The 23,550-nt window shown below is 72.0% G+C and carries 23 protein-coding genes; 9 read left to right on the top strand and 14 right to left on the bottom strand.

Annotated features, from left to right (window positions below; genetic code table 11):
* The first annotated feature begins 14 nt into the window (after nt 1-14).
* Entirely contained in the window at nt 15-413 is a 399-nt protein-coding gene (locus tag ACFQUZ_RS24290) for a hypothetical protein (protein WP_377446136.1), read from the top strand.
* A 140-nt stretch (nt 414-553) separates the two neighbouring features.
* Here the strand turns inward: ACFQUZ_RS24290 and ACFQUZ_RS24285 are convergent, their stop codons facing one another.
* Both ACFQUZ_RS24285 and ACFQUZ_RS24280 read right to left on the bottom strand, forming a co-directional pair.
* The gene (locus tag ACFQUZ_RS24285; RefSeq protein WP_377446134.1) at nt 554-1,159 is read right to left on the bottom strand and encodes a hypothetical protein; all 606 of its coding nucleotides are present in this window, start codon (nt 1,157-1,159) and stop codon (nt 554-556) included.
* 101 nt (nt 1,160-1,260) lie between these two features.
* Entirely contained in the window at nt 1,261-1,791 is a 531-nt protein-coding gene (locus ACFQUZ_RS24280; protein WP_377446132.1) for a M48 family metallopeptidase, read from the bottom strand.
* Nucleotides 1,792-2,370: 579 nt separating this feature from the next.
* Here ACFQUZ_RS24280 and ACFQUZ_RS24275 point away from each other — a divergent pair.
* The 3 genes from ACFQUZ_RS24275 to ACFQUZ_RS24265 all read left to right on the top strand — a co-directional run bounded on the left by ACFQUZ_RS24275 (nt 2,371) and on the right by ACFQUZ_RS24265 (nt 5,397).
* Nucleotides 2,371-2,538, top strand: coding sequence for a DUF5679 domain-containing protein (locus ACFQUZ_RS24275; RefSeq protein ID WP_199736319.1), 168 nt, complete (start codon nt 2,371-2,373; stop codon nt 2,536-2,538).
* Nucleotides 2,539-2,933: 395 nt separating this feature from the next.
* Entirely contained in the window at nt 2,934-4,037 is a 1,104-nt protein-coding gene (locus ACFQUZ_RS24270; RefSeq protein ID WP_377446130.1) for a hypothetical protein, read from the top strand.
* A 4-nt stretch (nt 4,038-4,041) separates the two neighbouring features.
* Complete coding sequence (locus ACFQUZ_RS24265; RefSeq protein WP_377446129.1) at nt 4,042-5,397, top strand: ABC1 kinase family protein; 1,356 nt, start codon at nt 4,042-4,044, stop codon at nt 5,395-5,397.
* Between the two features lie 316 nt (nt 5,398-5,713).
* On the opposite strand, the gene ACFQUZ_RS24260 is transcribed toward ACFQUZ_RS24265, so the two are convergent.
* The 3 genes from ACFQUZ_RS24260 to ACFQUZ_RS24250 all read right to left on the bottom strand — a co-directional run bounded on the left by ACFQUZ_RS24260 (nt 5,714) and on the right by ACFQUZ_RS24250 (nt 8,831).
* Nucleotides 5,714-6,079 (bottom strand): WhiB family transcriptional regulator, encoded by a 366-nt coding sequence (locus tag ACFQUZ_RS24260; protein WP_377446128.1) that lies wholly within the window; start codon nt 6,077-6,079, stop codon nt 5,714-5,716.
* A gap of 125 nt (nt 6,080-6,204) precedes the next feature.
* The gene (locus ACFQUZ_RS24255; RefSeq protein WP_377446255.1) at nt 6,205-6,453 is read right to left on the bottom strand and encodes a hypothetical protein; all 249 of its coding nucleotides are present in this window, start codon (nt 6,451-6,453) and stop codon (nt 6,205-6,207) included.
* A 134-nt stretch (nt 6,454-6,587) separates the two neighbouring features.
* Nucleotides 6,588-8,831: an ATP-dependent DNA helicase UvrD2 gene (locus ACFQUZ_RS24250; protein ID WP_377446126.1), complete on the bottom strand. Its 2,244-nt coding sequence runs from the start codon at nt 8,829-8,831 to the stop codon at nt 6,588-6,590.
* A 76-nt stretch (nt 8,832-8,907) separates the two neighbouring features.
* Between ACFQUZ_RS24250 and ACFQUZ_RS24245 the strand changes: the two genes are divergently transcribed.
* The 4 genes from ACFQUZ_RS24245 (at nt 8,908) to ACFQUZ_RS24230 (ending at nt 11,291) form a co-directional block, all read left to right on the top strand.
* A complete protein-coding gene (locus tag ACFQUZ_RS24245) occupies nt 8,908-9,150 on the top strand; it encodes a mycoredoxin (RefSeq protein ID WP_377446124.1) in 243 nt (80 codons plus the stop codon).
* Nucleotides 9,151-9,404: 254 nt separating this feature from the next.
* Complete coding sequence (locus ACFQUZ_RS24240; protein ID WP_377446122.1) at nt 9,405-10,364, top strand: helix-turn-helix domain-containing protein; 960 nt, start codon at nt 9,405-9,407, stop codon at nt 10,362-10,364.
* Nucleotides 10,365-10,440: 76 nt separating this feature from the next.
* Complete coding sequence (locus ACFQUZ_RS24235; RefSeq protein ID WP_377446120.1) at nt 10,441-10,686, top strand: DUF397 domain-containing protein; 246 nt, start codon at nt 10,441-10,443, stop codon at nt 10,684-10,686.
* Nucleotides 10,687-11,009: 323 nt separating this feature from the next.
* Nucleotides 11,010-11,291 (top strand): hypothetical protein, encoded by a 282-nt coding sequence (locus ACFQUZ_RS24230; RefSeq protein ID WP_377446119.1) that lies wholly within the window; start codon nt 11,010-11,012, stop codon nt 11,289-11,291.
* Nucleotides 11,292-11,407: 116 nt separating this feature from the next.
* On the opposite strand, the gene nudC is transcribed toward ACFQUZ_RS24230, so the two are convergent.
* From nudC to ACFQUZ_RS24205, 5 genes are read right to left on the bottom strand one after another with little or no spacing between them, the layout of a single operon-like run.
* A complete protein-coding gene (nudC, locus tag ACFQUZ_RS24225) occupies nt 11,408-12,394 on the bottom strand; it encodes an NAD(+) diphosphatase (RefSeq protein WP_377446253.1) in 987 nt (328 codons plus the stop codon).
* Nucleotides 12,394-13,716 (bottom strand): M16 family metallopeptidase, encoded by a 1,323-nt coding sequence (locus ACFQUZ_RS24220; RefSeq protein ID WP_377446118.1) that lies wholly within the window; start codon nt 13,714-13,716, stop codon nt 12,394-12,396. Before ACFQUZ_RS24220 ends, nudC begins: the two co-directional genes overlap by 1 nt.
* On the bottom strand, nt 13,713-15,023 hold the full coding sequence (locus ACFQUZ_RS24215; protein WP_377446117.1) for a M16 family metallopeptidase: 1,311 nt from the start codon (nt 15,021-15,023) through the stop codon (nt 13,713-13,715). Before ACFQUZ_RS24215 ends, ACFQUZ_RS24220 begins: the two co-directional genes overlap by 4 nt.
* A 38-nt stretch (nt 15,024-15,061) precedes the next feature.
* On the bottom strand, nt 15,062-15,982 hold the full coding sequence (locus ACFQUZ_RS24210; protein WP_377446116.1) for a hypothetical protein: 921 nt from the start codon (nt 15,980-15,982) through the stop codon (nt 15,062-15,064).
* A 42-nt stretch (nt 15,983-16,024) separates the two neighbouring features.
* Nucleotides 16,025-16,213, bottom strand: coding sequence for a hypothetical protein (locus ACFQUZ_RS24205; RefSeq protein ID WP_377446115.1), 189 nt, complete (start codon nt 16,211-16,213; stop codon nt 16,025-16,027).
* Between the two features lie 217 nt (nt 16,214-16,430).
* On the opposite strand from ACFQUZ_RS24205, the gene ACFQUZ_RS24200 reads away from it, so the two are divergent.
* Nucleotides 16,431-16,838, top strand: a complete 408-nt coding sequence (locus ACFQUZ_RS24200; RefSeq protein ID WP_377446114.1) for a pilus assembly protein CpaE — start codon at nt 16,431-16,433, stop codon at nt 16,836-16,838.
* 3 nt (nt 16,839-16,841) lie between these two features.
* Here ACFQUZ_RS24200 and ACFQUZ_RS24195 read toward each other — a convergent pair whose 3' ends face one another.
* The 4 genes from ACFQUZ_RS24195 to ACFQUZ_RS24180 form a co-directional block, all read right to left on the bottom strand.
* On the bottom strand, nt 16,842-18,239 hold the full coding sequence (locus ACFQUZ_RS24195) for a DEAD/DEAH box helicase (RefSeq protein WP_377446113.1): 1,398 nt from the start codon (nt 18,237-18,239) through the stop codon (nt 16,842-16,844).
* 190 nt (nt 18,240-18,429) lie between these two features.
* Nucleotides 18,430-18,633: a cold-shock protein gene (locus tag ACFQUZ_RS24190; RefSeq protein ID WP_377446112.1), complete on the bottom strand. Its 204-nt coding sequence runs from the start codon at nt 18,631-18,633 to the stop codon at nt 18,430-18,432.
* Between the two features lie 306 nt (nt 18,634-18,939).
* A complete protein-coding gene (locus ACFQUZ_RS24185) occupies nt 18,940-22,452 on the bottom strand; it encodes an ATP-dependent helicase (protein WP_377446110.1) in 3,513 nt (1,170 codons plus the stop codon).
* A partial coding sequence (locus ACFQUZ_RS24180) for a RecB family exonuclease (protein WP_377446109.1) occupies nt 22,449-23,550 on the bottom strand: 1,102 nt, incomplete at its 5' end. The genes ACFQUZ_RS24180 and ACFQUZ_RS24185, both read right to left, overlap by 4 nt.

Raw genomic sequence — 23,550 nt, 5'->3', positions numbered from 1 at the left:
GCGGGGAGGCAGGCGTGAAGGTGGAGGTCGAGAACACCTCTGGGCAGCTTCTCGGCGTCACCGCCGAGGTCGTTGACTGGCGCCTTGAGCCCCACCCGCAGGTGCCCACCGAAGATGACCGGGTCCACGTCCACTACCGCTTCGACGGCGCCGACGAGGTGTCTCGCCCAGCTGTGGATGTTTGCGCGGTCGACAGGAACCGTGTGGCCTTGGGGTGTCAAACGGTCTATTCATCCGGAGGGTGGCCCGAGCAGTTCGACGAGTGGCTCGTCGTCGAGCATCCTGAGCAGGTTGCCGGAGTGCTACTTATCCCCAATGACCAGTCCTTCGACCGGCCCACCTGCGAGCGGGACGTGAAGGACGGTGGCGGGATACATCCTCCGGAACCAGCCCGCAGGGGGGACCAACTGTAGGACGAGTGGTATCTCCGAGCCCCCTGGCCGCATGGTGCCCTCGATGTCCGTCATAAACTGCCGCTTCGTCCACGCGGACGCCCCGGCCTCTTGCCCACGGGCAACAACGGTTTCGGGCCTCGGACGGCCTGTGGGCACGGCTAGCCTGTGCCGGCGAGTAGCGCGCGGGTACGCTCCCAGCCCGGCACGGCGGGGTCGAGGGTGCCCAGGTCGGCGGTGGTACGCAGCCGGCGCCAGCCAGGCGTCACCGCCACCTGACCGGGTCGCGGCGCCGCAGCCCGGAGCTGCGACGGTAGGGCGCGGTCCAGGTCCACCGTCGGCAGCCAGGCCGGAGCGGGCAGCCGTACCGCGATCCCGAGCAGGCCCGGCCGGTCCGGTCCGGCCGGTGCGATGGCGACCGGGCGGCTGGACAGCGGGCGCAGCAACTTGCCGAGGACGAGACCCGGCAGGTCCGGCACGTCCGCCGCGATGACCGCGACCTGGTCGTAGCCGTCCCCGGTGACGGCGGCGAGGGTGCCGGCGACCGATCCGTCGGGCACCTCGTAGATCCGGGTCCCCGGCCAGGCGACCGACTCGGCCAGGGACCGGTCGGCCGGAGTCGCGGCGATGGCCGGCTCCGCCTCGACGAGCAGGGCGAGCAGGTCGACGACATCCTCGGCGAGCGCGGCACGCCACCGACGCGGGTCGATGCTGGGCGGCGCCCAGTCGACGGAATTCAACAGGGCCACCACGAGTCTGCGTACCATCGCCGTCGACCCTACGACGGGCCCCGCCGCCGTCCCACCGAGGGCCCTGACGCACGCCTGTTACCGCACGGTGCCGGCAAGGGTGTCCTGGCTCGCTGCGGTCAGCCGGCGAGGTCGGTGGCGCTCGCGGCGGCGATTCCCTCGAGATAGCCCCGCGCCCGCTCTGCCTTCGGATAGCGGCCGACGAGCGCCCAGAACCTGGAGTTGTGACTCGGCACCACGAGGTGCGCCAGCTCGTGCAGCAGCACATAGTCGATCACCCAGTCCGGCATGTCCTGGATCCGGTGGGAGATGCGGATGGTGCGATCGGCCGGCGTGCACGAGCCCCAGCGACCGTTCTGGTTGGTGACCCAGCGGACACTGGCCGGCACGGCGGCCCCGCCGTGCTCGTTGAGGTAGCGATCGATCAGTCGACGGGCGCGCACCAGCAGATCATCGTCGGAGCAGGCGAGTCGCTCCTCGCGGGCGGCGAGCCTGGCGAGCATGCGGTCCACCCACTCCGACTCCTCGGCTCGGGAGAACTGGTCGGGGATCAACACGACCACCCGCTCGCCGTCCCGATAGGCGGACACCGTCCGGCGCCGGCGCTGACTGCGCCGGACCTCGACGACGGGTTTACGGACCGCGGCCATTACCGACCCGCGCAGCCCCGGATTGGTTCCACGAAGGCACGCTAATGGGTACGGGCCAGCACCCCGCAAGAGTCAGATTGATGACACCGGTCAAGAAAGTTCCGGTTCACGGGGATCTGTCCTGAAAAAATTTGGTCGCGTCGCTGCCGTGCCGGCGCATCGACCTCGCCGGGCGGGTCGGCTGCCGGCCGTCCCGGGCGGAGTCGGCTGCCGGCCGTCCGGATCATGCCGGGCGGATCAGTGCCGTACGTCCCGACCCGCCGCCCCTCCAGTCCGAACACCGTAAGCGATCTTCTCCGTTCGGGCGACACCGGGGCCGCGATCCGTGGCCTCTGGGGTGCTTCATCCGGCGTGTCACTCCGAAACTGACTTATCCGACCTATTCCGGCATGCACACTCTGACCGTCAACTAACTCACAGTGTTCACGATTCGCAGACATGGAACCGCCCCCACCCGGGTAGGGTCCGCGGACCAGTGGTCACTCGGATGACCGCGGAAATATCCCAACGGTCGCCCCGCACGGATCGACTGTGGGAGCGCCGGGCATCGTTCCGGCGATCAAGACTAGGAGGAGCGCCGTGGCCGACAAGGCCCAGACCTACAACGGGTACTGCGTCAAGTGCAAGGAGAAGCGCGACTTCGAGGGCAACGTGGAGGTCTCGAAGACGGGCATGAACATGGCCAAGGGCAAGTGCCCGGTCTGTGGCACAACAGTCAACCGGATCCTGGGCAAGGCGAAGGTCTGACCGGAATCCGGAGAACCAGTCATGCGGGGAGGCGGCCGGACGGCCGCCTCCCCGCATCCGTCCCCAGCGGCCCGCGTCCAGCCGGCGGACAGCGCCGGGTGCGACCGCGGGCCCGGTGCGGCCGCCCGGCGTCGCGGAGAGCGCTCAGGTCGGCGACCGGACCGCGCCCGATCTCGCGGGACCGGGCCGACGGACAAGACCGGGCCCGATCTCGCGGCACCACGCCGACGGCCAGGACCGGACGCGGCCGACACGCCAGGTAGTCCCCGGACCGCCCATCGCGCGTTCCGCCTGTGGACAACCAGATCGCACCTGTGGATAACCCGCGGCCCATCCGACCGAGCCTGTGGATAACGATCGGCGGAGCGTCGGGCAACGGTGACACCCTGTCACTCATGTCGCATGCTCCGCTCCTGCGTCCCACCCTGCTGCCCGGCCTGGCCCGGCTCTGGCGGGATCGGCACACGCTGCAACTGGGTCTGGACCCCGCCCGGGCGATCCTGCTTGAGGTCACCAACCCACTCCTTGTCCGGTTGCTCGACCTGCTCGACGGCACACACAGCGAGCGCGCCGTGCTCGACCGGGCCGTCCAGTTGGGCGTGCCCCGGGAGGACGGTCGGGTGCTGCTGGACCGACTGCGTGCCGCCGGCCTGCTGGTCGGTGGACAGGCCCTGCTGCCGACCCAACTGCCGGAGCCCGTCCGACGACGGCTCATCGGCGAGGCGGTGGCACTCGCGTTGCACGGCGCCGATCCGGCGACGAATCCGGCCCGGATCCTGCGCCGCCGATCGGTTGCCCGGATCGTGATCACCGGACCCGGCCGGCTCGCCGCACCGGTCGCCATCGCCGTCGCCCAGGCCGGTGTGGGCGGTATCACACTGGACCTGTCCGGTCGGGTGCAGCCGACCGAAACCCCCGGCACCGGCCTCCTGCCGGACGACACCGGCCGGCAACGGACCGAGGCGGTGGCCGACGCCCTCGCCCGGACCGCCCCGGGCACTCAGGTGAGGTCGGCCCGCGGCGGCCGGGCGACCCTTGTCGTGCAGGTCGGGATGGATCGTCCCGCTCCGCTCGTCGCCGCCGGGTATGCCCAGCGCCGCCAGCCACACCTGATGCTGGAGTTACGTGACGGGGTCGCGGTGGTCGGCCCGTTCGTGCCCGCCATCGGCACCCCCTGCCTCAATTGTCGCGAACTGCACCGGCAGGACCGCGATCCCGGCTGGCCCGGCCTGGCCGCCCAGCTGATGGTCCCGGGGATGCAGCCGTGCGCCACCCCCACGCTGCTGGCGGCCACCGGCTACGCCGCCGCGGAGATCCTGCGGCATGTGGACGGTGGCACCCCGGAAACGGTGGGCGGCGCCGCGGAGATCCCCGCCCCAGGTCGGATCCGGCATCGAGCCTGGCCACCGCATCCACGGTGCGGCTGCCGGCGCGGGCGGTCCGGTCCGGCCCGGAGCACCGGCATGGCAGTCGCCGGTCGGCCCGGTCGGTCACAATGATCTGGTGACCGACATCCCGCGCCGGGCGGTGTCCCGGACCGCCAAACTCGCCGCCCTGCCCCTCGGCTTCGCCGGACGCACCGTCCTGGGCATGGGCAAGCGAGTCACCGGCCTGGCGTCAGAGGTCGTCTCCGCCGAGATCCAGCAGCGCACCGCCGAGCAGTTGTTCAGCGTGCTGGGCCAGCTCAAGGGCGGAGCCATGAAGTTCGGGCAGGCGCTGTCGATCTTCGAGGCGGCGTTGCCCGAGGAGATGGCGGCGCCCTACCGGCAGGCGTTGACGAAGCTCCAGGAGGCCGCCCCGCCGCTGCCGGTCGGCAGCGTGCACCGGGTCCTGGCGGAACAGCTCGGTTCCGACTGGCGGAGCCACTTCGTGGAGTTCGACGACACCCCCGCCGCCGCCGCCAGCATCGGCCAGGTGCACCGGGCGGTCTGGCACGGCCCGGCGATCGGCGCGAGCGGGCGGCGCGGCCGGCGGGCGGCGCGGCCGGTGGCCGTCAAGGTGCAGTACCCGGGGGCCGGAGACGCCCTTCTCGCCGACCTCAAGCAACTCTCCCGTCTCGGCGCGATGTTCCGGGTCGTACAGCCGGGGCTGGACATCAAGCCGCTGCTCGCCGAGCTGCGTGAGCGGATCACCGAGGAGCTGGACTACGGGCTGGAGGCGGAGTCGCAGCGAGCGTTCGCCGCCGCCTACGCCGACGATCCGGACATTTTCGTGCCCGAGGTACTGGCCGCGGCACCGCGGGTGCTGGTGACCGGCTGGGTGGAGGGCACTCCCCTCGCCGAGATCATCGCCAGCGGTTCGACCGAACAACGGGACCGTGCCGGCGAGCTGATGGCGACGCTGCACCTTTCCGCGCCGATGCGGGCCCACCTGCTGCATGCCGACCCCCACCCGGGCAACTTCCGGCTGCTGCGGGACGGCCGGTTGGGCGTCCTGGACTTCGGCGCGGTCGCCCGGCTCCCCGAGGGCACCCCTGAGCCGATCGGCCGGCTCGCGCGACTGGCCCTGGACCGGGACGCGGACGCCGTGGTGGAGGGTCTGCGCGCCGAGGGATTCATCAGACCGACCGAGCCGATCGACGCCCAGGCGGTGCTCGATTTCCTGCTGCCGCTGATGGATCCGCTCCAGGCGGACGAGTTCCAGTTCACCCGCGCCTGGCTGCGCCGGGAGGCGGCCCGGCTGGCGAATCCGAAGTCTCCCGCCCATCAGTTGGGACGCCAGCTCAACCTGCCTCCGTCGTACCTCTTGATCCACCGCGTCACCCTCGGGTCGATCGGCGTGCTCTGTCAGCTGGAGGCCCGGGCGCCGTACCGGGCGATCCTCGAACGCTGGCTGCCCGGCTTCGCTCCGGTCGGGTGATCCATGGAGCGAACGAAGGGTCCCTCGTCGACGCTCCGCGTCGACGAGGGACCCTTCGTTCGGTCTAGTGCCAGATCAGTAGTTGTTGCCCAGTTCGCGAGCGGCGGCCCGGCGGGCCTCCATGGCGATGGTGCGGGCGGATCGAATTGCCTCAGTGCTCGTGGTACGACCGGCCTGAGGCCGTCGCATTCGTGCTCGGGACAACGCTTCGTGGATGAGATGCATCGCGGTTTCTCCGGTTCGATTCGCGTTCACGTTGATCATTTCGGGGGTCGGGACCGGCGTACCGCCGGTCGGGATGCTGATCGGATGCATGTCAGGCCGCCAGCCGGACGCTGTTCCGCGACGCGACGACCTGAGTGGCCGCCAGCCGCGCCTCGGTCTCGACCCGCAGGGCGGCGTCGCGGGCGACGTCCTCCTTACGCGGACGGCCACGGGGCCGCTTACGCGGAACCACCGCGCCGCGCTCGAAGATCTCGCCACCCCAGACGCCCCACGGCTCGGCCCGCTCGACCGCACCGGTCAGGCACTCCTGCCGCAGCGGGCAGTCCCCGCAGAGCGACTTGGCGAGTTCCAGCTCGGCGGGCGAGTCGGAGAACCACAGGTCGGGGTCGAACTTCCGGCAGGGCAGGTTCGCCTCCAGCTCGATCTCGTGGTCGAGGGGGGCCAACGCCAGACTCATCGCCCGGTCACCTCTCTTTCGGTCGATCTCGTAGATCGTTTGTCACGTTCGTGCCGTGCAAAAAACTGAGGCCGCGGATCCCGGTATGCGGGTTCCGCGGCCTCGAGGTGAGCCGGAGGTCTGATCTAGACCGGTCTACCTCGAGGTGGAACACCGCGGACATCCGTGCCCTGCTTGCTGGCCGGGACGTCCAGAGCCGCGAACCCATTGGTCCCTTGCACTCCGCTGGCCGGGTCGACCAGGAGCCGCTCACGCCGAGCGGAGACCTGGTGCGCCTGCGGAGCCGACGGGACGCCAGCGGCCGGGATGATCCCGGCAGCCGACCCCGGAACGAGGGCAGCGGGCAGCGCCACCGGTTCGGTGTGGAGATACATCTTCACGGGGGCCACCTCCTGTCCTTCGCTCGTCGTCAACGTGGCCCGACACCCCTCGCACGCAGCGCGAATGACGCCGCGCGGTGAGGTGTGCCATGAGGCTATGCCTGCCCTGCCGGCGAGGGCAAACGAATTTACGGCTCTTCTGGGAAAGTTTTTTTCGGTGTCAGCTCTTCGACCGATGCGCCACCCACCAGAGCGATCACCGCGCCGCCGTAAAGGCCGATCTTGCGCGGCCCGATGCCGGCGATCGCCAGCAACTCCTCGGAGCGTTCCGGACGCCGCTCGGCCAGCGCGGTCAACGTGGCGTCGGTGAACACCACGTACGCGGGCACGTGCTGCTCCGCCGCCACCCGGCTGCGCCACTCGCGCAACCGCTGGTACAGCTCCTCGTCCAGGTCGGACGGGCAGGTGGCACACCGGCCCAGCTTGCGGTCGGTGCCGGCGAGCAGGGTGGCGCCGCAGATCCGGCAGGAGACCACCTGGGTCCGCCGCCGCTCACCGCCTCGTCCGGCGCTCCCGGCCGCCCCCCTTCGCTCGCCGCCGGACCGGTCCAGTTGGGGCAGGAACCGGCACGGCCGGCGAAGGCGACCACCGGGTGAGCGGGCCGCCGCGTAGGACAGCCACAACCACTCCCGGGCCCGGGTCACTCCGACGTAGAGCAGCCGGCGCTCCTCCTCGATCTGGTCCGGCGTCCGGGCGTACGACGTGGGCAGGGTCCCATCGGCGAGGCCGACCAGGAAGACCGCGTCCCACTCGAGTCCCTTCGCCGAGTGGAATGAGGCGAGCGTCACGCCCTCGACCGTCGGAGCGTGCTGCTGGGTCGCCCGATGCTGCAACTCGGCGCAGAAGTCGGCCAGGGCGGATCCGCCGGCCTCGGTTCCGGAGCCGGGGTCGGTTCCGGAGCCGGGGTCGGCCGTCGAAGGACGAGTTGGTGCGGCGCGGGCATCGGAGCCGGAGCCGCCCGCGACCGCCGCGTCGACCGGTCCCGCGCCCGCGGCGACCTCCTCGGCGAGCTTGACCAGGGCGGCCAGCGCCTCCCAACGCTCCCGTGCCGCGCCGCCGGGTGGCGGAGCGTCCGGTGCCCAGCCCACCGCGGCGAGCGCCTCGACGACCGCCGTGACCAGTGGCGTGTCCGCCGGGGTGGCCCGCACCGCGGACCGTAGCGCCACCATCGCCTGCCGGATCTCGGCCCGCTCGAAGAACCGTTCGGCTCCCTGGACGACGTACGGGACCTCGGCCTCGGCCAGCGCCTTCTCGTACGCCTCGGACTGGGCGTTGGTGCGGAACAGCACCGCGATCTCCCGCGCCGGCGTGCCTGTCTCGATCAGCTGCCGGCACCGGGCGGCGACGGCGGCGGCCTCGGCCGGCTCGTCCGTGAAGATCCGGACGTCCGGCTCAGGCCCCGGGGGTCGCTGCCCGAGTAGCTTCAGGCGCAGCCGCGCCTCGGTCCCCCGAGCCTGCTGGATCACGGCGTTGGCCAGGCCGACCACCTGCGGCGTGGACCGGTAGTCGCGGACCAGTCGGACCAGCACCGCGTCCCGGAAGGTTCGCCCGAAGTCAACCAAATAGCCGGAGGTGGCCCCGGTGAACGAATAGATCGTCTGGCTGGCGTCGCCCACGACCGTGACGTCGTCCCGCCCGCCCAGCCAGGCCTCCAGCAGCCGCTGCTGGAGCGGGTTGACGTCCTGGTACTCGTCCACCACGAAGTGCCGGTACTGCGCCCTGATCTGCTCGGCCACGTCGGGGTGCTCCTCGATCCCCCACACCGCCGCGCGCAGCATGTCCTCGAAGTCGATCACCCCGTTTCCGCGCTTGAGCTGCTCGTAGGCGGTGAAGACCTCACCCACCTTGGCCGGCTCGTACGGGGTGTCCCGGGCCGCCTTGGCCGCGGCCACCGCGTACTCGGCGGGCTCGATAAGCGAGGACTTCGCCCACTCGATTTCCCCGGCCAGGTCCCGGGCGGCGGTCCGGTCGGCCCGCAACCCGGCCCGACCCGCGGCAAGTGTGACCAGCCGCACCTTACTGTCCAGCAGTTCCGGCATCGCCCGGCCCGCGAGCAGCCGCGGCGCGAAGTAGCGCACCTGGCGCAGCGCGGCGGCGTGGAAGGTCCGGGCCTGAACCCCGGCCACACCGAGGCCGGTCAGCCGGGCGCGCATCTCGGCAGCGGCCCGGGCGGTAAACGTGACGGCGAGCACATGCCGACCGGCGATCTCGCCGGACAGTGCCCGATAGGCGATCCGGTGGGTGATTGCCCGGGTCTTGCCCGTCCCCGCGCCAGCCAGGACGCAGACCGGCCCGGCCGGCGCGGTGACCGCCGTACGCTGCTCTGGATCCAGGCCCGCCAGCACCCGTGCCACTGCTGAGTCAACCGCCACAGCTAGGAATCATGGCAGCCCCGGCGAGCGTTGCAGCGAATAGCCTGTCCGAAGCCCGACACCGGAGGACCTGATCATGCTCACCATGTACTCGACGACCTGGTGCGGTTACTGCCACCGACTGAAGTCGCAGTTCGACCGCGAGGGCATCGGCTACCGGGTGGTCGACATCGAGCGCGATCCGGCCGCGGCCGAGTACGTGATGAGCGTCAACGGCGGCAACCAGACGGTGCCGACGATTCAGTTCGCCGACGGGACCGCACTGACCAACCCGTCCATCACGCAGGTGAAGGAACGGCTGTCCACCCTCGCCGGTTGACGGAGCCGACCGTTCGGACCGTGACTGGAGTCCACACCGCCACCGCCACCGACCCGTCCGGGTCGGTGGCGGTTCGGTTTTGAAGACTTCTTTCGGCAGGACACGCGGACGCGGCGCTCAGATGTCACGTATCCGCCGGCCGCATACTTACCGTGGGGAACGCGTTCCGTTGGGTGATCAACCCGAACGGACGCCGGGGGTTCGACACGATCGATCGGAAGAGAGATCCCATGCCTCACCCACACAGCCCGATAATGCGGCGCCGGCTCCTCGGCACCGAGTTGCGCAAGTATCGGGAACTCGCCGGGCTCACCGGCGATCAGGTTATCGAGCGGGCCGGTTGGGCGTCCGCGTCCAAGCTGTCCCGGTTGGAGAACGGCAAGAGCCGTCCCGAGGTACGGGACATCCTCGATCTATTGGACATTTACGAAGTGTCCGAGATCGTTCGCCGCGACATCATGGAGATCACCAAGGGCGCCGGCGACATGCGGAACTGGCTCCGGCAGTTTCCCAATCTGACGCCCCGCCAGCGGAAGTATGCCGAACTGGAGGCCGGCTGCTCGGAGATCCGCGAGTACAGCCCCGTGATCATCCCGGGCCTGCTGCAGACCCGGGAGTACGCCCGGGTGCGCTTCGTGTCATCGCTGCCGCTGTCCGATCCGCATGACCGCGAGAAGGACGACATCCAGGACCCGGACACCGAGGTCGAGGCCAGGGTGGAGCGCCAGTCCATCCTGGAGGGTACGGCGTACGAGCCGCCCAGCTACACGGCCATCCTGGAGGAGGACGCGCTGAGCGGGCCGGCGGGTCCGCCCGAGGTGATCCAGGCCCAGCTCAATCATCTGATCAAGATGGCCGGCCTGCGGCATGTGACGATCCGGATGCTGCGCCGGCACACCAAGCTGCGCGGGTTCTACCTGCCACACACCGGGTTCTCGCTGTACCGGTTCGCCGATCCGCGCGATGGAGAAACCGCAGCGATAGAAGGACTCTCCCGAAACCTGATGATTTCCGAGAAAAATGAGCTACATGGCTATAAGGTGATGTTCGAGTGGTTGGAGGAAGCGGCACTGTCGGAGGAGTCCACACTGACGTGGCTCGCCGACGCGGCGGAACAGGCATCCGGCGGATCACCCGCCGCATCAGCGATACGGGGCGCCGCCATGCCGCCGACCCAACGCACCCCACACGCCGGACGGCTCACAGAGCCGTGAGTTCGTGGTGTCCGGAGGGGGTCGGCGGGACCGCCACTCGCCCCGGTACAGCATGCGGAACAAACAGGAGTAAGCAATGAACAATGTCCGGACGCCGATGCCGCCCGCGCATGGGGACGACCCGTTGACGCACGCCCCGTGGCGGACCAGCACCCGCAGCCAGACCTCCAACTGCGTGGAGGTCGCTCCGCTGGGCGGCGGCACCGACCCGGTCGCCCTCCGAGACAGCAAGGACCGCGGTGGACCGGTCCTCGTGTTCGGCCGTACCCAGTGGCTGGACTTCATCGCCGGCACCAAGAACGGTGAGTTCGACCTGAACTGACCGCGGGCGTGAACGGGCCGCCGGTCCTCACCTGGACCGGCGGCCCGTTCACGGGCACGGTCACGCCCATTCACGGGCACGGTCACGCCCGTTCACGGGCACGGTCACGCCCGTTCACGGGCACGGTCACGGTCACGGTCACCGCATAGACGGTCGAGGACGCGGCCGAGAGCCAGCGCCGACCCCCAGAACATCACCCGAACGGGTATCAACGCAGGTGATCGAGGTGTTTCACTTGCTCACCGCTGGTGACTGCGTGACGATTGTCCGCGGGGTTCGTGGAAGTTCCACGAGTTACTCCCCCGGTTTCTCCGGAGACACCCATGCGGTTTCTGATCGTACGGACGGACATCCGCGCCGCGGCGGCCGATGACCTCGCCGCCGCCTTGGCCAACGGCCAGCTCATCCGTGACGAACGCACCAGCCCCGAGCCTCGCCGCCAGACGGTGCGGGCCGACGACCGGGAGGCGGCGCTGGGACTTGCCCGCGCGCTCGCCTCGGTCGGTGCGGTCCGGGCGGGACGGCAGCGGGTAAAGGTCGTCCCCCTCGGGGAACCCGAACCGCCCCGACGTTCGGACCGACTGGCCAACGCCGGGCCCGGTTGAGCCACCGTTGCCGGACCGGCGTGTCCCCCGTCAGCACCTGCCACGCCGGCGGCAACGGTCCTCGGATCCCCGGACCGCGACCGCCGCGGCAACGGCGGTCACGGCAAGAAGGGCCCTTACCAACCCGCAGCGGCGTTGGTACTGGGCCCTTCCTTGCCAGCGAGCCAGCGCTCGATCAGGTACAGCGCGATGGACGACGGCGGGGGCAGCTTCAGCCGGGACCCGTCACCGGTGTCGACCATCCGCCCCGCCAACGCCGCCTCGATCTCGGTCCGGACGAACCACCGGGCCGCGGCGATCTCGGTGGGATCCAGCCGGATCGGCATCGTGGGATCCGCCAGGGCGAAGAAGCCCAGCATCAGGGAACCGGGAAATGGCCAGGACTGGCTGCCCCCGTACGCGATGCCGCTGACCGCCAGGCCCACCTCCTCGCCGACCTCGCGGGCCACCGCCGCCTCGGCCGACTCGCCCGGCTCGACGAACCCCGCGAGGCATGAGAAACGGCGGGACTCCGCGGAGGCTCCCCAGGCCACGTTGTGCCCGAGCAGGCAGTGCCCGCCGGGCCCGGCCACGCCGTCGTGCACCAGGACGATCATCGCCGGGTCGGTACGCGGCCACATGTGGTCACCGTCGGCCGCGACGCGCGACCACCCGCCCTCGTCGGCGACGGTGGGCCGACCGGTACGAGCCGAGAAGGTGTGCGAGGCGTGCCAGTTGGCCAGCGCCACGGCCGTGGTGAGCAGCCCCGCATCCCGGCTGGAAAGCAGATGACCGATCCGCCGCAGGTCGGTCCGCTCCGCGCCGGACCGCTCGGGCAGCCCGGCGACCAGGGCGAACAACGGGGTGCCGCGCTCCTCCACACCGAGGAACAACCGGTCGGCTGGGTCATGCTCGCCGACCTCGGCGGCGGCCAGCAGCAGCAGCTCCGGACGACCACCGTCGGCGGTCACCAGCACCCGGCCGCCCCCGGCGAGATCCACAAGCAGCACCCGGCCGCGCTGCCAGGCCGCCGCGAGCCAGCGCGGGTCCCGACGCCGGTACGCCGCCCGGTCCACCGTCGCCCGGGCCAGCGGCGGCCCCGACCACGGCGCCGCCGACCCGATCACGACGGTGCGGCCTCGCGGACGGTCGGCGACAGCACACCCACCTGGTCGGCGATCAGCTCGGCGTCACCCAGCACCACGGTCACCGCCCGGGCCGGCGCGAGGTACGCGGCGGCCGCGGCGGCGACGTCCTCCCGGGTGGCCTTGGCCAAGCGGGCGGCGTGCTCGGCGAGGAACGGCAGCCGCAGGCCGGCTCCGGCGTACGCACTCGCCAGGGCGGCCAGGCCGGCCTGGGTCGAAACGCCCAGCTGGAGTGTGCCGAGGGCATACTGGCGGGCCTGTGCCAGCTCGTCCTCGTCCGGCGGCAGCGAGGCCAGCCGGCCGAGTTCGTAGACCGTCTCCAGCAGCGCCGGCCCCGTCACGGCAGTGGCCACCTCGGCCGAGACGACGAGCGCGGACCCGGCCACCGAATGGTCCACCAGCGAATGGGGGCCGTAGGTGTAGCCCTTGTCCTCGCGGATGTTCTCCACCCACCGGGACGAGAAGTAGCCGCCGAAGATGAGGTTCGCCAGTTGCAGGGCGGCATGGTCGGGGTGGGTTCGGGGCACCGCCGGCAGCGCCATCCGCAGCGACGACTGCACCGAGCCGGGCCGGTCCACCAGCAGCACCGGACCCGGTTCCAGCGGTGGTGTGGGCGGCAGTTCCACCGACGCGCCGGCGCCGGACCAGCCCCCGAGGGCCCGCTCCGCGGCGTCCAGCGCCCGTTCCGGCGGCACGTCGCCGACCAGCACCAGGACCGCCCCGGCCGGCTGCACCCGCTGCGCGTGCAGCGCCCGCAGGTCGTCCGGCCGCACCGCCCGGACGTCGTCGGCGTCCGGCGTCTGCACCGCGTACGGGTGACTGCCGTACATCCGCTTGAGCAGCGCCACCCGGGCCAGGTGTGCCGGCTGGCTGCCGGCCAGCTGGATCCGGTCGATCAGCCGGTCCCGCTCGGTGGCCGCCTCGTCAGCCGGGTACGCCGCGCCGCCGAGCACCTCGGCCATCAGATCCAGGATCCGGTCCAGGCCGGTCACCAACCCGTTACCGGAGACCATCAGGCGGTCGGGATCTATGCCGGCGGAGAGGCCGCCGCCGACCGTCTGCAACTCGGCGGCGAGTTCCACGTTGGACCGTTCGCCAGTGCCGGAGAGCAGTGTCTGGGACAGCAGCACCGCGCGGGCCAGGTGCGCGCCGCCGAACGGGACCCACAGCCGCACCTCCACCAGCGGCACGGCGGGGCGGTGCAGCGCGAGCACCGTCAGTCCGTTGTCCAGGGTCCGCTCGGCCTCGTCGGGAAGCGTGAGCGGGCGGGTCGGGCCGAGCGCCGGCAGCGTCCGGGTCACTTCGCACCTCCGGCGATGACATCGATCGAGGCCCGACGTTCAGGCCGAAGGGTGGCGGCGGCCGCCCGCACCTGGTCGGCAGTCACGGCGCCGATCCGCGAGGGCAACTCGTTGAGTAGCCCTGGCTCGCCCCGTTGCTGTTCCAGGACCGCCATGGTGAGCGCCCGCCCGAGCACCGCGTCGGTCTCCCGGAGCAGGTGGGTGGCCATCCGCGCCTGGACCCGCCCCAACTCGTCCTCGGCCAGCCCGTCGCTGGCCAACCTGTCAAGTTCCTCGTCGAAGGTGCGCAGCACCTTGTCGACCGAACCCCCCGGCGGCAGGTGAGCCTGCAACAACAGCGCGGTGGGATCGCGTACGTCGAACGGGTCACCCATGAACCCGAGGTAGCCACTCACCGCGGTGACGGTCCGGTCGCGCAGCACGAGCCGCTGGACCAGGCGGGACGCGTCTCCGTCGGTGAGCACCTCGGCCAGCACCACGTACGGGAGGTAGTTGGCGAAGTCGGTGATCGGGTCGGGTACCCGCCACGCGCTGGCCACCGCCGGCAGCGGCGCCTGCGGATCGGTGTACGACTCGCGCCGCTCACCGGTCAGGTCCGGCTCGGCGAAGTCGGGACGCTCAGGCGCCGGGCGGGCCGGCACGTCCGCGAAGTGCCGGCGCACCAGCTCGGTCGCCTCGGTCACGTCCAGGTCCCCGGAGATCGACAGGACCGCGTTGCCACACGCGTAGTACCGGGCGAAGAAGTCCTCGGCGTCGGCCACGGTGGCGCTCTCCAGGTCGGCGAACGAACCGTACCCGTCGTGCGCGTTCGGGAAGGTGTCGAACATGACCGGCGGCAGCTTCAGCCAGGGGAAACCACCGTACGGCCGGTTCAGCACGTTGACCCGGATCTCCTCCTTGACCACGTCCACCTGGTTACGCAGGTTCTCCTCGGTGAGCCGAGGTCCGCGCATCCGATCCGCCTCGAGGAACAGCGCCCGCTCCAGCGCGTTGGACGGCAGGGTCTCGAAGTAGTCGGTGTAGTCCAGGTGGGTGGAGCCGTTGAATGTCCCACCGGCGCCCTGGACGTGCCGGAAATGTGCGAGCTTCTCGAGATTCTCCGAGCCCTGGAACATCAGGTGCTCGAAGAGATGCGCGAAACCGGTGCGCCCCTCGGGTTCCGACCGGATACCCACGTCGTACACCACCGCCACCCCGACCACCGGCGCGCTGCGGTCCGGATTGAGCACGACCCGTAGGCCGTTGTCGAGGGTGAACCGCTCGACCGGATACTTCGTCGCTGGGATAGTCGATCTCCGGGTCGCCACGTCAAGACCCTAGCGCGTCCGGCCCGCGTTCGGACCCGTCAGACGGGCCGGACCGAGTCCAGCGCCGCGTCGACCACCCAGTCGAGGTGCCGGTGCGTGCCGGGGATCGACACGTACAGCACCGCGGCTGTCGGGCGGCCCACATCTATACAGGCCACGGCCGCCAGTTCGTCGGTGGCGCGCAGGCCCGGCTGGCTGAAGCGCAGCCGGAACACGCTCACCCAGGCCCGCCGGCCACCCAGTGTCCGCTCCCCGTCCCGGACCATCTCCACGGTGTTCGGCTGCGGGTAGTACTCGGTCCGGACATCGGCCGCCACCCGCCGGCCGACGCATTCGAGATTCAGCGCGAGCGCGTCGTTGTCGGCCGCCGGGACCGCCGCGGAGAGGATCGACGCGTGGTAGTCGCTGACCCCGTTGTACGCGGCTTCGGTGACGAAGTGCTGACCCACCTTGTACGGCACCCGCAACGTACCCGCCCGCCACACCGTTGACCACGACTCCCAGGGGGCGCCGAAGGCGGCGTACGAGATCCCGGCCTCCTCGTCCACGGTGCGGGCTCCCGTGGGTGGCGCCGGTACGGCGGTCGGCGCCGGTTCGGGTTCCGCGGACGCGGGCGGGGCGGTCGGCGGAGGGCAGGCCCGGGCCAACGGCGGGCGGCTGTCGGCGGGTGGACCCTTCCGGGATGGTCGCCCCACACCCTCGCCCAGACCGTTCACCAGCACCAGGACCAGCCCGACGATCAGGATCGCCCCCGCCGCGCCGGCGAACCACCAGATCGGTCGGCGCGCTCCCGCGCCGCCCGACGGCCCGCCAGGTGTCGGGAAACGGTCGCCCGGCGCGGGGCTGCCGGCTGTCCCGGCCGCCGACGCGGCGGTCCCCAACCTGGTGACCGGTCCCGCCGGCCACCGGTCACCGGCCGGACGTGCCGGTCCGGCGTCGGGGGGCGGGGCACTGCTCATCAGCTCCAGTGAACACCATTCGCGATGGCGTGTGGGGTCCACTCACCCGGCGGTGACCGGCTCCGCTGCCGGACTGGTGTCGGCGGATCGCAGGTCAACCACCGCCGTCCGCGGTTGCTCGTACCAGGGTGTGAAGGCGGCGATCCCGGCGAGCAGGACTCCGGCCAACGCGACCGCCAGCACCATTCCGATCTCCCGGAGCGCTTCCGGGTCACCTCGCACGTCCACCACCGCCCTCTCCCGTGGCCCGACGCTCCCCCGCGCGGCGCTGGACCCTCCCAGATGGACAGGATTGCGGAAGTGGTCCGCGCCGGCAGTCGCCCATCGGACGCAACCTCGCCCGGGTCGATTCGGCCCGGCCCGCACCGGCCGCGCGGCTGCCGACCCCTCCAAACCGGCCGCGCGGCTACCGACCCCCCGCCGGTTCGGCGGGTGGCACCATGGACCGGTGATCTCCGTTGAGTTGGCCGCTCGGTTGCGGGCCGCCGGCCTGGCCTGGCGACCAGCGGCCGGGGATCGCTTCGTGATCCCGGACCGCGATCTCGACGATCAGACGTTCGTGCTCAGCGACATGACCATCGAGGTGCACCAGATGCCGGACGGGCCGGTGCTCGGTTTCAACGGCACCACCGAATGGGCCCTCGACGACATCGAGCAGGACGAGGCGCTCTGGCTGCCGCGAGAGGACCAGCTACGGGATTTGCTCGGCGGGACGTTCCACCGCCTGGAACGCGCCGGCGAGGGCTACCGGATCGAGCTGGTGCTCCCGGACGGCCCCGCCTCGGTGTCCGCCGCCGAGCCGGAGCAGGCCTACGGCGAGGCGCTGCTCCGGCTGATCGAGGCTGGTACGCGTTGACCGTCAGGCCCGAGCCGGCCGCCGCGGACGCCGGCGCCTGGCTCCGCCGGAACCACCGTGACCGGAACCGCCATGACCGACCGCACCGCTGTTACCCGCGCCTCCGCGACCCGCGCCACCATGACCCCCGCCACCGCGACCCGCGCCACCGCGACCGGCACCGTTGTTACCCGCACCACCCTGAGCCGGGCTGACCGGTACGCCGGACGGCGTCCGCGCTCCGGTCACCTGGGCCAGAGCCCGATCACCCGGGCGCACCCGGGCCGACGCCGGCCGGATCCCGGCCGCCGTCATCAACCGGGCCGCCTCGGCCCGCTGCTCGGGCAGCACCAGCGTCACCACCGTGCCGGACTCACCGGCCCGCGCGGTGCGGCCACCACGGTGCAGGTAGTCCTTCGCCTCGTTCGGCGGGTCCACGTTCACCACCAGATCCAGCCCGTCGACGTGGATGCCCCGGGCCGCCACGTCGGTGGCGATCAGGGCGGTCACCTGACCGGAGCGGAACTGCTCCAGGATCCGGGTGCGTTGGGGTTGTGACTTGCCGCCGTGCAGGGCCGCCGCCCGGACGCCCCGGGACAGCAGTTGTCGGGCCAACCGGTCGGCTCGGTGCTTCGTACCCATGAACATGATCACGCGGCCGTCCCGCGCCCCGATCTCGGCCGCGGTGTCCACCTTGTCGACAGCATCGACGTGCAGCAGGTGATGGGTCATCTCGGTGACGGTGGCGGTTCCCGGATCCACCGAGTGCGACACCGGGTCGGTCAGGAACCGGCGGACCAGCCGGTCCACCCCGCGGTCCAGGGTGGCGGAGAACAGCATCCGCTGGCCGTCGGCCCGGACCTGCTCCAGCAGCTTCGTCACCTGGGGCAGGAAGCCCATGTCGGCCATCTGGTCGGCCTCGTCGAGCACCGTGACCGCGACCTGGTCGAGCCGGCAGTCGCCCCGCTCGATCAGGTCGTGCAGCCTGCCGGGGGTGGCGATGACCACCTCGGCGCCGACCCGCAACGCCTCGGCCTGCCGGACCAGCGACAACCCGCCCACGACGGTGGCGCAACGCAGACCGACCGCCCCGGCGTACGGCGCCAATGCCGCTGTCACCTGCTGCGCCAACTCGCGGGTCGGCACCAGTACGAGGGCCAGGGGGGACCGGGGACGGGCCCGGCGGCCTGCGGTGCGGGACAGCAACGGCAGGCCGAAGGCGAGGGTCTTACCCGAACCCGTGCGACCGCGGCCCAGGACGTCGCGTCCGTTCAGCAGGTCGCCCAGGGTGGCGGACTGGATGGGGAACGGGTCGGTGATGCCGTTCGCCGCCAACGCGGCGGACAGGCCCCGCGCGAGCGGGGCGTCGGCGAAAGATGTGATGGGGGGCACGGACGATGCCGTGACGGCACGCGCAGTCATGACGGATGGCCTTCCTCGATGCGGCACGTGTCGAGGAAGGCGCCATGGGCGCTGGTGCCGGTCCGGGGCCGTAGGCCATCGAACGGACCGGTCGTCGCAAGCACGAACCTGTGATCTGGGTGGCGCCGGCCCGCGTGTCGCCACGCGGGCCGGCGCCCCACCACGCCGCTGGGCGCGATGGGTGAACTACTCAGAGGGGGCGGATGTTCTCCGCCTGCGGGCCCTTCTGGCCCTGGGTGATCTCGAACTCCACGCGCTGGTTCTCGTCCAGGCTGCGGTAACCGGAGGACTGGATCGCCGAGAAGTGGGCGAACACGTCAGCGCCGCCACCGTCCGGGGTGATGAAGCCGAAGCCCTTGTCCGCGTTGAACCACTTCACCGTGCCAACTGCCATTGTCTACGTCTCCTTGACGCCAACGATCGACCCGCGAGGTGCGGGCCGGATGAGTCGTCCGCCGCCGAAATGCGCGCGGATCGTCGTCGCGTTGGTAACCCCGCCCGGAAACGCCGGACACTGCGAATGGCGCCTGGGCCATGGTCGCACCAGACGCCAACTGAGCTTGTGAGAAGCGGAACTGACACAACGACCAGAACTGAGCTTCTGGGAACCAAAACTGCAACGGGACGAGCCTAGCACGTTCTGGCGACGCCGCAGGCCGAGTGGCTGATCCTCAGCACAGCGGCCCCCGACCGGACCATGTCAGCGCGGCTCCGCCACCGGCAGGCCGGTGATCAATGCGGCCAGACCGGCGGCATCCAACAGGTCGGCCGGACGCACGGTGACCCCCTCCCGCACGTAGTGGAACCCCGCCCGCACCTCGTCCACCGGCAGGCCCGCCAGCTCCGCCCAAGCCAGCCGGTACGCGGCCAACTGCACCGCCGCGGCCCGACCGGCCGCACCGACGGGCCGTCGCCCGGTCTTCCAGTCGATCACTTCGAACCGGCCGCCCGGGGCGGTGAACACCGCGTCCATCCGCCCCCGCAGCACCAACCCGGCCACCACCGTGGCGAACGGCACCTCCACCTCGAACGGCACCCGGTCCGCCCACTCGCTGGCCAGGAAGCGCTCCTGCAACTCGCGCAGCTCGTCGTCCGGCGCGGCGCCCTCGTCGGCCGAGCCCGGCAGCTCGTCCACGTCCAGCAACCGGCCCACTCCGAACCGCTGCTCCAGCCAGGCGTGGAAGGCGGTCCCCCGGCGGGCGTGCGGGTCCGGCCGGGAGGGCATCGGGCGGCGCAGCGTCCGGGCCAGTTCCTGCGGGTCCCGGTGCAGCGTGACGAGCTGGGAAACGGTCAGTTGCTCCGGCAGCACCACCTCGACCGGTCCGTCCCGGCGGACCGTACGCTCCCGCTCGGCGAGCAACAACGCGGCCTCGCGCCGCCAGCGGGCCGCCGCGACGGCGTCCTCGCTGACGGCCTCCCGGGTGGCGGCATCCTCTTTGCCGGCGTCCCGGGTGACGGCGGTCGCTGGGGTGGCGGCCGGGGTAACGGCATCCGCCGCGCCGGCGTCCCGGGTGGCGGCGGCCGGGGCGGCGTCGTCCCCGGTGACGCCCTCGGCGGAACCGCTCACCGGGTCGGCCAGGAAGCGGCGGACCAGCGCCGCCGCCTCGGCCACCGCCGGCCGCCGGGCGCCCAGCGGGTCCGCCGGCCATTCCGCCGTGGCGATCACCTGGGCCGTCGGGTTTGTCGCGTCGGGTGCTGGCTCGACCGCCCACTCGTCCACCGTGCCAGCGCCGGCCAGACACTGGTCCCGGATCTCGGTGAGGAAGCGCGACGGGCCCCGGGGCTTCTTCGTTCCGTCCCCCCACCAGTAGCCCGAGCAGAGCAGCAACCGCCGCGGTCGGGTGACCGCCACGTACGCCAGCCGCCGCTCCTCCCGTTCGTCATGCGCCCACCACTGCTCGGTGAACGACGACAGCGCCGCCGCGACACCCTTCTGGTCGGCCGCCTCGTCCACCGGGAACGCGGGCAGCCCCGCGGCGTCCCCACGCAACGGGAACGGGAGCACACCCAGCCCGTACAGGTAGTGGTCGGAGCCGCGGACGGCGCCCGGCCACACCCCCCGACTCAGTCCGGCCACCGCCACCACGTCCCATTCCAGCCCCTTGGCGGCGTGCGCGGTGAGCACCTGCACCGCCCCCTCGACGACCTCCACCTCGCCCGGGGTCAACCCGCGCTCCTCGTCCTCGGCGGCGGCCAGGAAGGCGAGGAACGCCGACAGCGGCGCGCCCGCCGAGTCGGCGGTGAACCGGGCCGCCACGTCGCCGAGCGCGTCCAGGTGGCCGCGGGCGAGACCGGCGTCCCCGCCGGACCCGCCCAGCCCAGCCCGCACCGCCACCTCGACGTCCAACCCCGTGGTCCGCTCGATGTCCGCTACGAGATCGGGCAGCGCCTGGTCCATCCGCTGCCGCAGCAGGGCCAACTCCCGGCCGTACGCGCGCAGGCGGGCATATCCCTCGGCCGAGTAGAGCTGCGCCGGCCCCAGGTCGGCGAGCGCCTCGACCAGGGTGGCCTCGTCGAGGTGGTCTGTCACGATCTCCGGGTCGACGGCTCCGGCCTCGTCGCCACCGCCGGCCAACCGGGGCAGTTCGCGACGTGCCCGGGCGATGGCCCGCGCCCGCCGGTGCAACGCCACCAGGTCGCGCGGCCCGATCCGCCACCGGGCCCCGGTGAGCAGCCGCAGCAGGGCGGCCCCGTCGGTCGGGTCGGCCAGCACCCGCAGCGTGCACACCACGTCACGCACCTCGGGAGTGTCCAGCAACCCGCCCAGGCCGACCACCTCGACCGGCAGCCCCCGGGAGCGCAACGCCGCCTCGATCGCCGGGATCTGGCTGCGTACCCGCACCAGCACCGCGGTGGTCGGACGCCGGTCCATCGGGATCTGCTCGGGCAGCGCGGTGCTGCGGGCCGCCCCCCGCCAGGCCGCCAGCACGCTGTCCGCGATCCAGCCGGCCTCGTCCGCGTACGTCGGCAGCAGCGCGCAGTTCACCGTGGTGGGCGAGTTGCCCCGGGCGGTGCGGCCCGGAATCGGATCGGCCACGCTGAACGCGGGGACCAGCTCGGCCACCTGCGCCCCGGCGGCGCGCAGCGGGGTGGACAGGGCGTTCGCGACAGCGAGGATCTCCGGCCGGTTGCGCCAGCTCGTGGTGAGGGTGAGGGTCCGGGCCGGTTCGCCGTCGGCCCTGGTGAAGTCGCCGGGAAACCGGTCCAGGGTGCCCGCGCTGGCACCCCGCCAGCCGTAGATGGACTGGCACGGGTCGCCGACCGCGGTCACCGGATGGCCGCCGCCGAACAGCGAGCGCAGCAGGACCACCTGGGCGTGGCTGGTGTCCTGGTACTCGTCGAGCAACACCACCCGGTACCGCTCACGTTCGATCTCACCGACCTCCGGATGGTCGCGGGAGACCCGGGCGGCACGGGCCAACTGGTCACCGAAGTCCATCGCCTCGAAGTCGTCCTTACGCTGCTGGAACGCCCGGACGAGGGGCAGCAGCCGGAGCCGGACCTGCTGGATGGTGAGCACCTTGCGCACGTCGGCGTAGACCCGGCCGGGCCGGGACTGCACCTCGGCGAAGAACCGACCGGTCCAGGCCGCCAGGTCGCCGGGCTCGACGAGGTGCTCGGCCAGCTCCGCGGCGAGCGCCAGCACCGCGTCGGTGACGGTTGCCGGGGTCCGGTCCACGCCGGACATGTCCCCGTCGTAGGTGCGCACCAACCAGTCGACGATCTGCCACCGCGCCGCCTCGGTGAGCAGCCGGGTGGCCGGCTCGTACCCGGAGCGCAGGCCGTGCTCGGTGACGATCCGGGCCGCGTACGAGTGGTAGGTGGCCACCGTCGGCTCGCCGCTGAGCAGATCGCCGGGTGGGTCGCGGTAGTCCCGGCCGAGCCGCCGGACGAGCTGACCGAGTCGGGTCCGCACCCGGTGCGCCAGCTCGCCGGCCGCCTTGCGGGTGAAGGTCAGCCCGAGGATCTGCTCCGGTCGGGCGTACCCATTGGCCACCAACCAGACCACCCGGGCGGCCATCGTCTCGGTCTTTCCGGAACCGGCGCCGGCCACCACCAGCAGCGGCTCCACCGGCGCGGCCACGATCGCGGCCTGCTCCCGGGTGGGCGCGTGCAGCCGGAGCAGGCGGGCCAGCTCCACCGGGGTGTACCGGGGGCCGGCGTCGGCCGTCCGCTGGGGCGGCGCCCCGGCGAACAGGGAGGGCTGGGTCATTCCGTGCCGCCCGGTGGCTCGACAACCTGCCGGCCCTGACCGGACACCGGGCAGCTCACCCGCACCGGGCAGACCCGGCACTTCGAGTTGGCTACCGCCGCGAACGTCGCCGCCGCCATGGTCTCCGCCGTGCGCCGCACCAGGTCCCGCGCCCAGCCGGCCTCGGGTCCGTCGGCCGGTTGGTTCTGCTCCCTGGCGTCCTTGGTGGAGGTGCCGAGCTGCACCAACGCCGCCCCGCCGGACGTCTCACCGTGCTCGGCGAACGCGCCCGCCTCGACCGCGGCCTGATAGCCGGCGAGCTGCGGATGTTCCGCGAGGTCGGCCGCGGCGACGGCGGTGGACCGGCCGGTCTTCAGGTCCACCACCACGAGCCGGCCATCGGCGTCCACCTCCAGCCGATCCACCCGCCCGGTCAACTCGATCGGCCGGACCGGGTCGTCCAGCCGGACGGCGAACTCCTGCTCGATCGCCAGCAACCGGCGCGGGTTGTCGGCCAGCCAGCGCAGCAGCTTGTCCACCATCGCCTCGGCGCGATCGCGTTCCGGGCCGGCCATCCACCGGGCGGCCAGCTCGATGGCGTCGAACCGGGCGGCCACGTACTCGATGAGCTGCTCCCGGTCCACCGTGGCGTCCTCGGCGAGCATCGCCGCCGCGTGCACCAGATTGCCGACCCCCTGGGCCGCGGTGGCCGGCGCCCGGCCACCGTGCCGTTCGAGCAGCCAGCGCAGGCTGCACCGGAGCACGCTCTCCATCGCCGACGGGGTGACCTTCACGGGCTCACCCTCGTCGACCAGCGGTCGGTCGTCGGAGAGGGGCCGCAGCCCCCACCACTCGTCCGGGTGGGCGCCGGGCACCCCCGCCGCGGCCAGTCGGGCCAGCTCGGCCGCCGCGGCGCGCCGCCGGGCCGGTGCCGCAGCCGGGTCGGTGACGGCGGTACGCAGCTCGGCGACCAGCGCCGGCAGCGTCAATGCTCGTGGCAGCCGCCCAACCGGCAGCCCATGCTCCCCCGCCCCCTCCGCCCCCTCCGCCCCCGTCGCCCCCTCCGCCGATCTAAGGCAGATGGTCGCGTTTTGATCTCCAATCACGACCATCTGCCCT

Origin of the sequence: Plantactinospora sp. GCM10030261, assembly GCF_042666615.1 — a bacterium.
Taxonomy (GTDB): Bacteria; Actinomycetota; Actinomycetes; order Mycobacteriales; family Micromonosporaceae; genus KBS50.
This window is presented reverse-complemented; position numbering and strand designations above follow the sequence as displayed.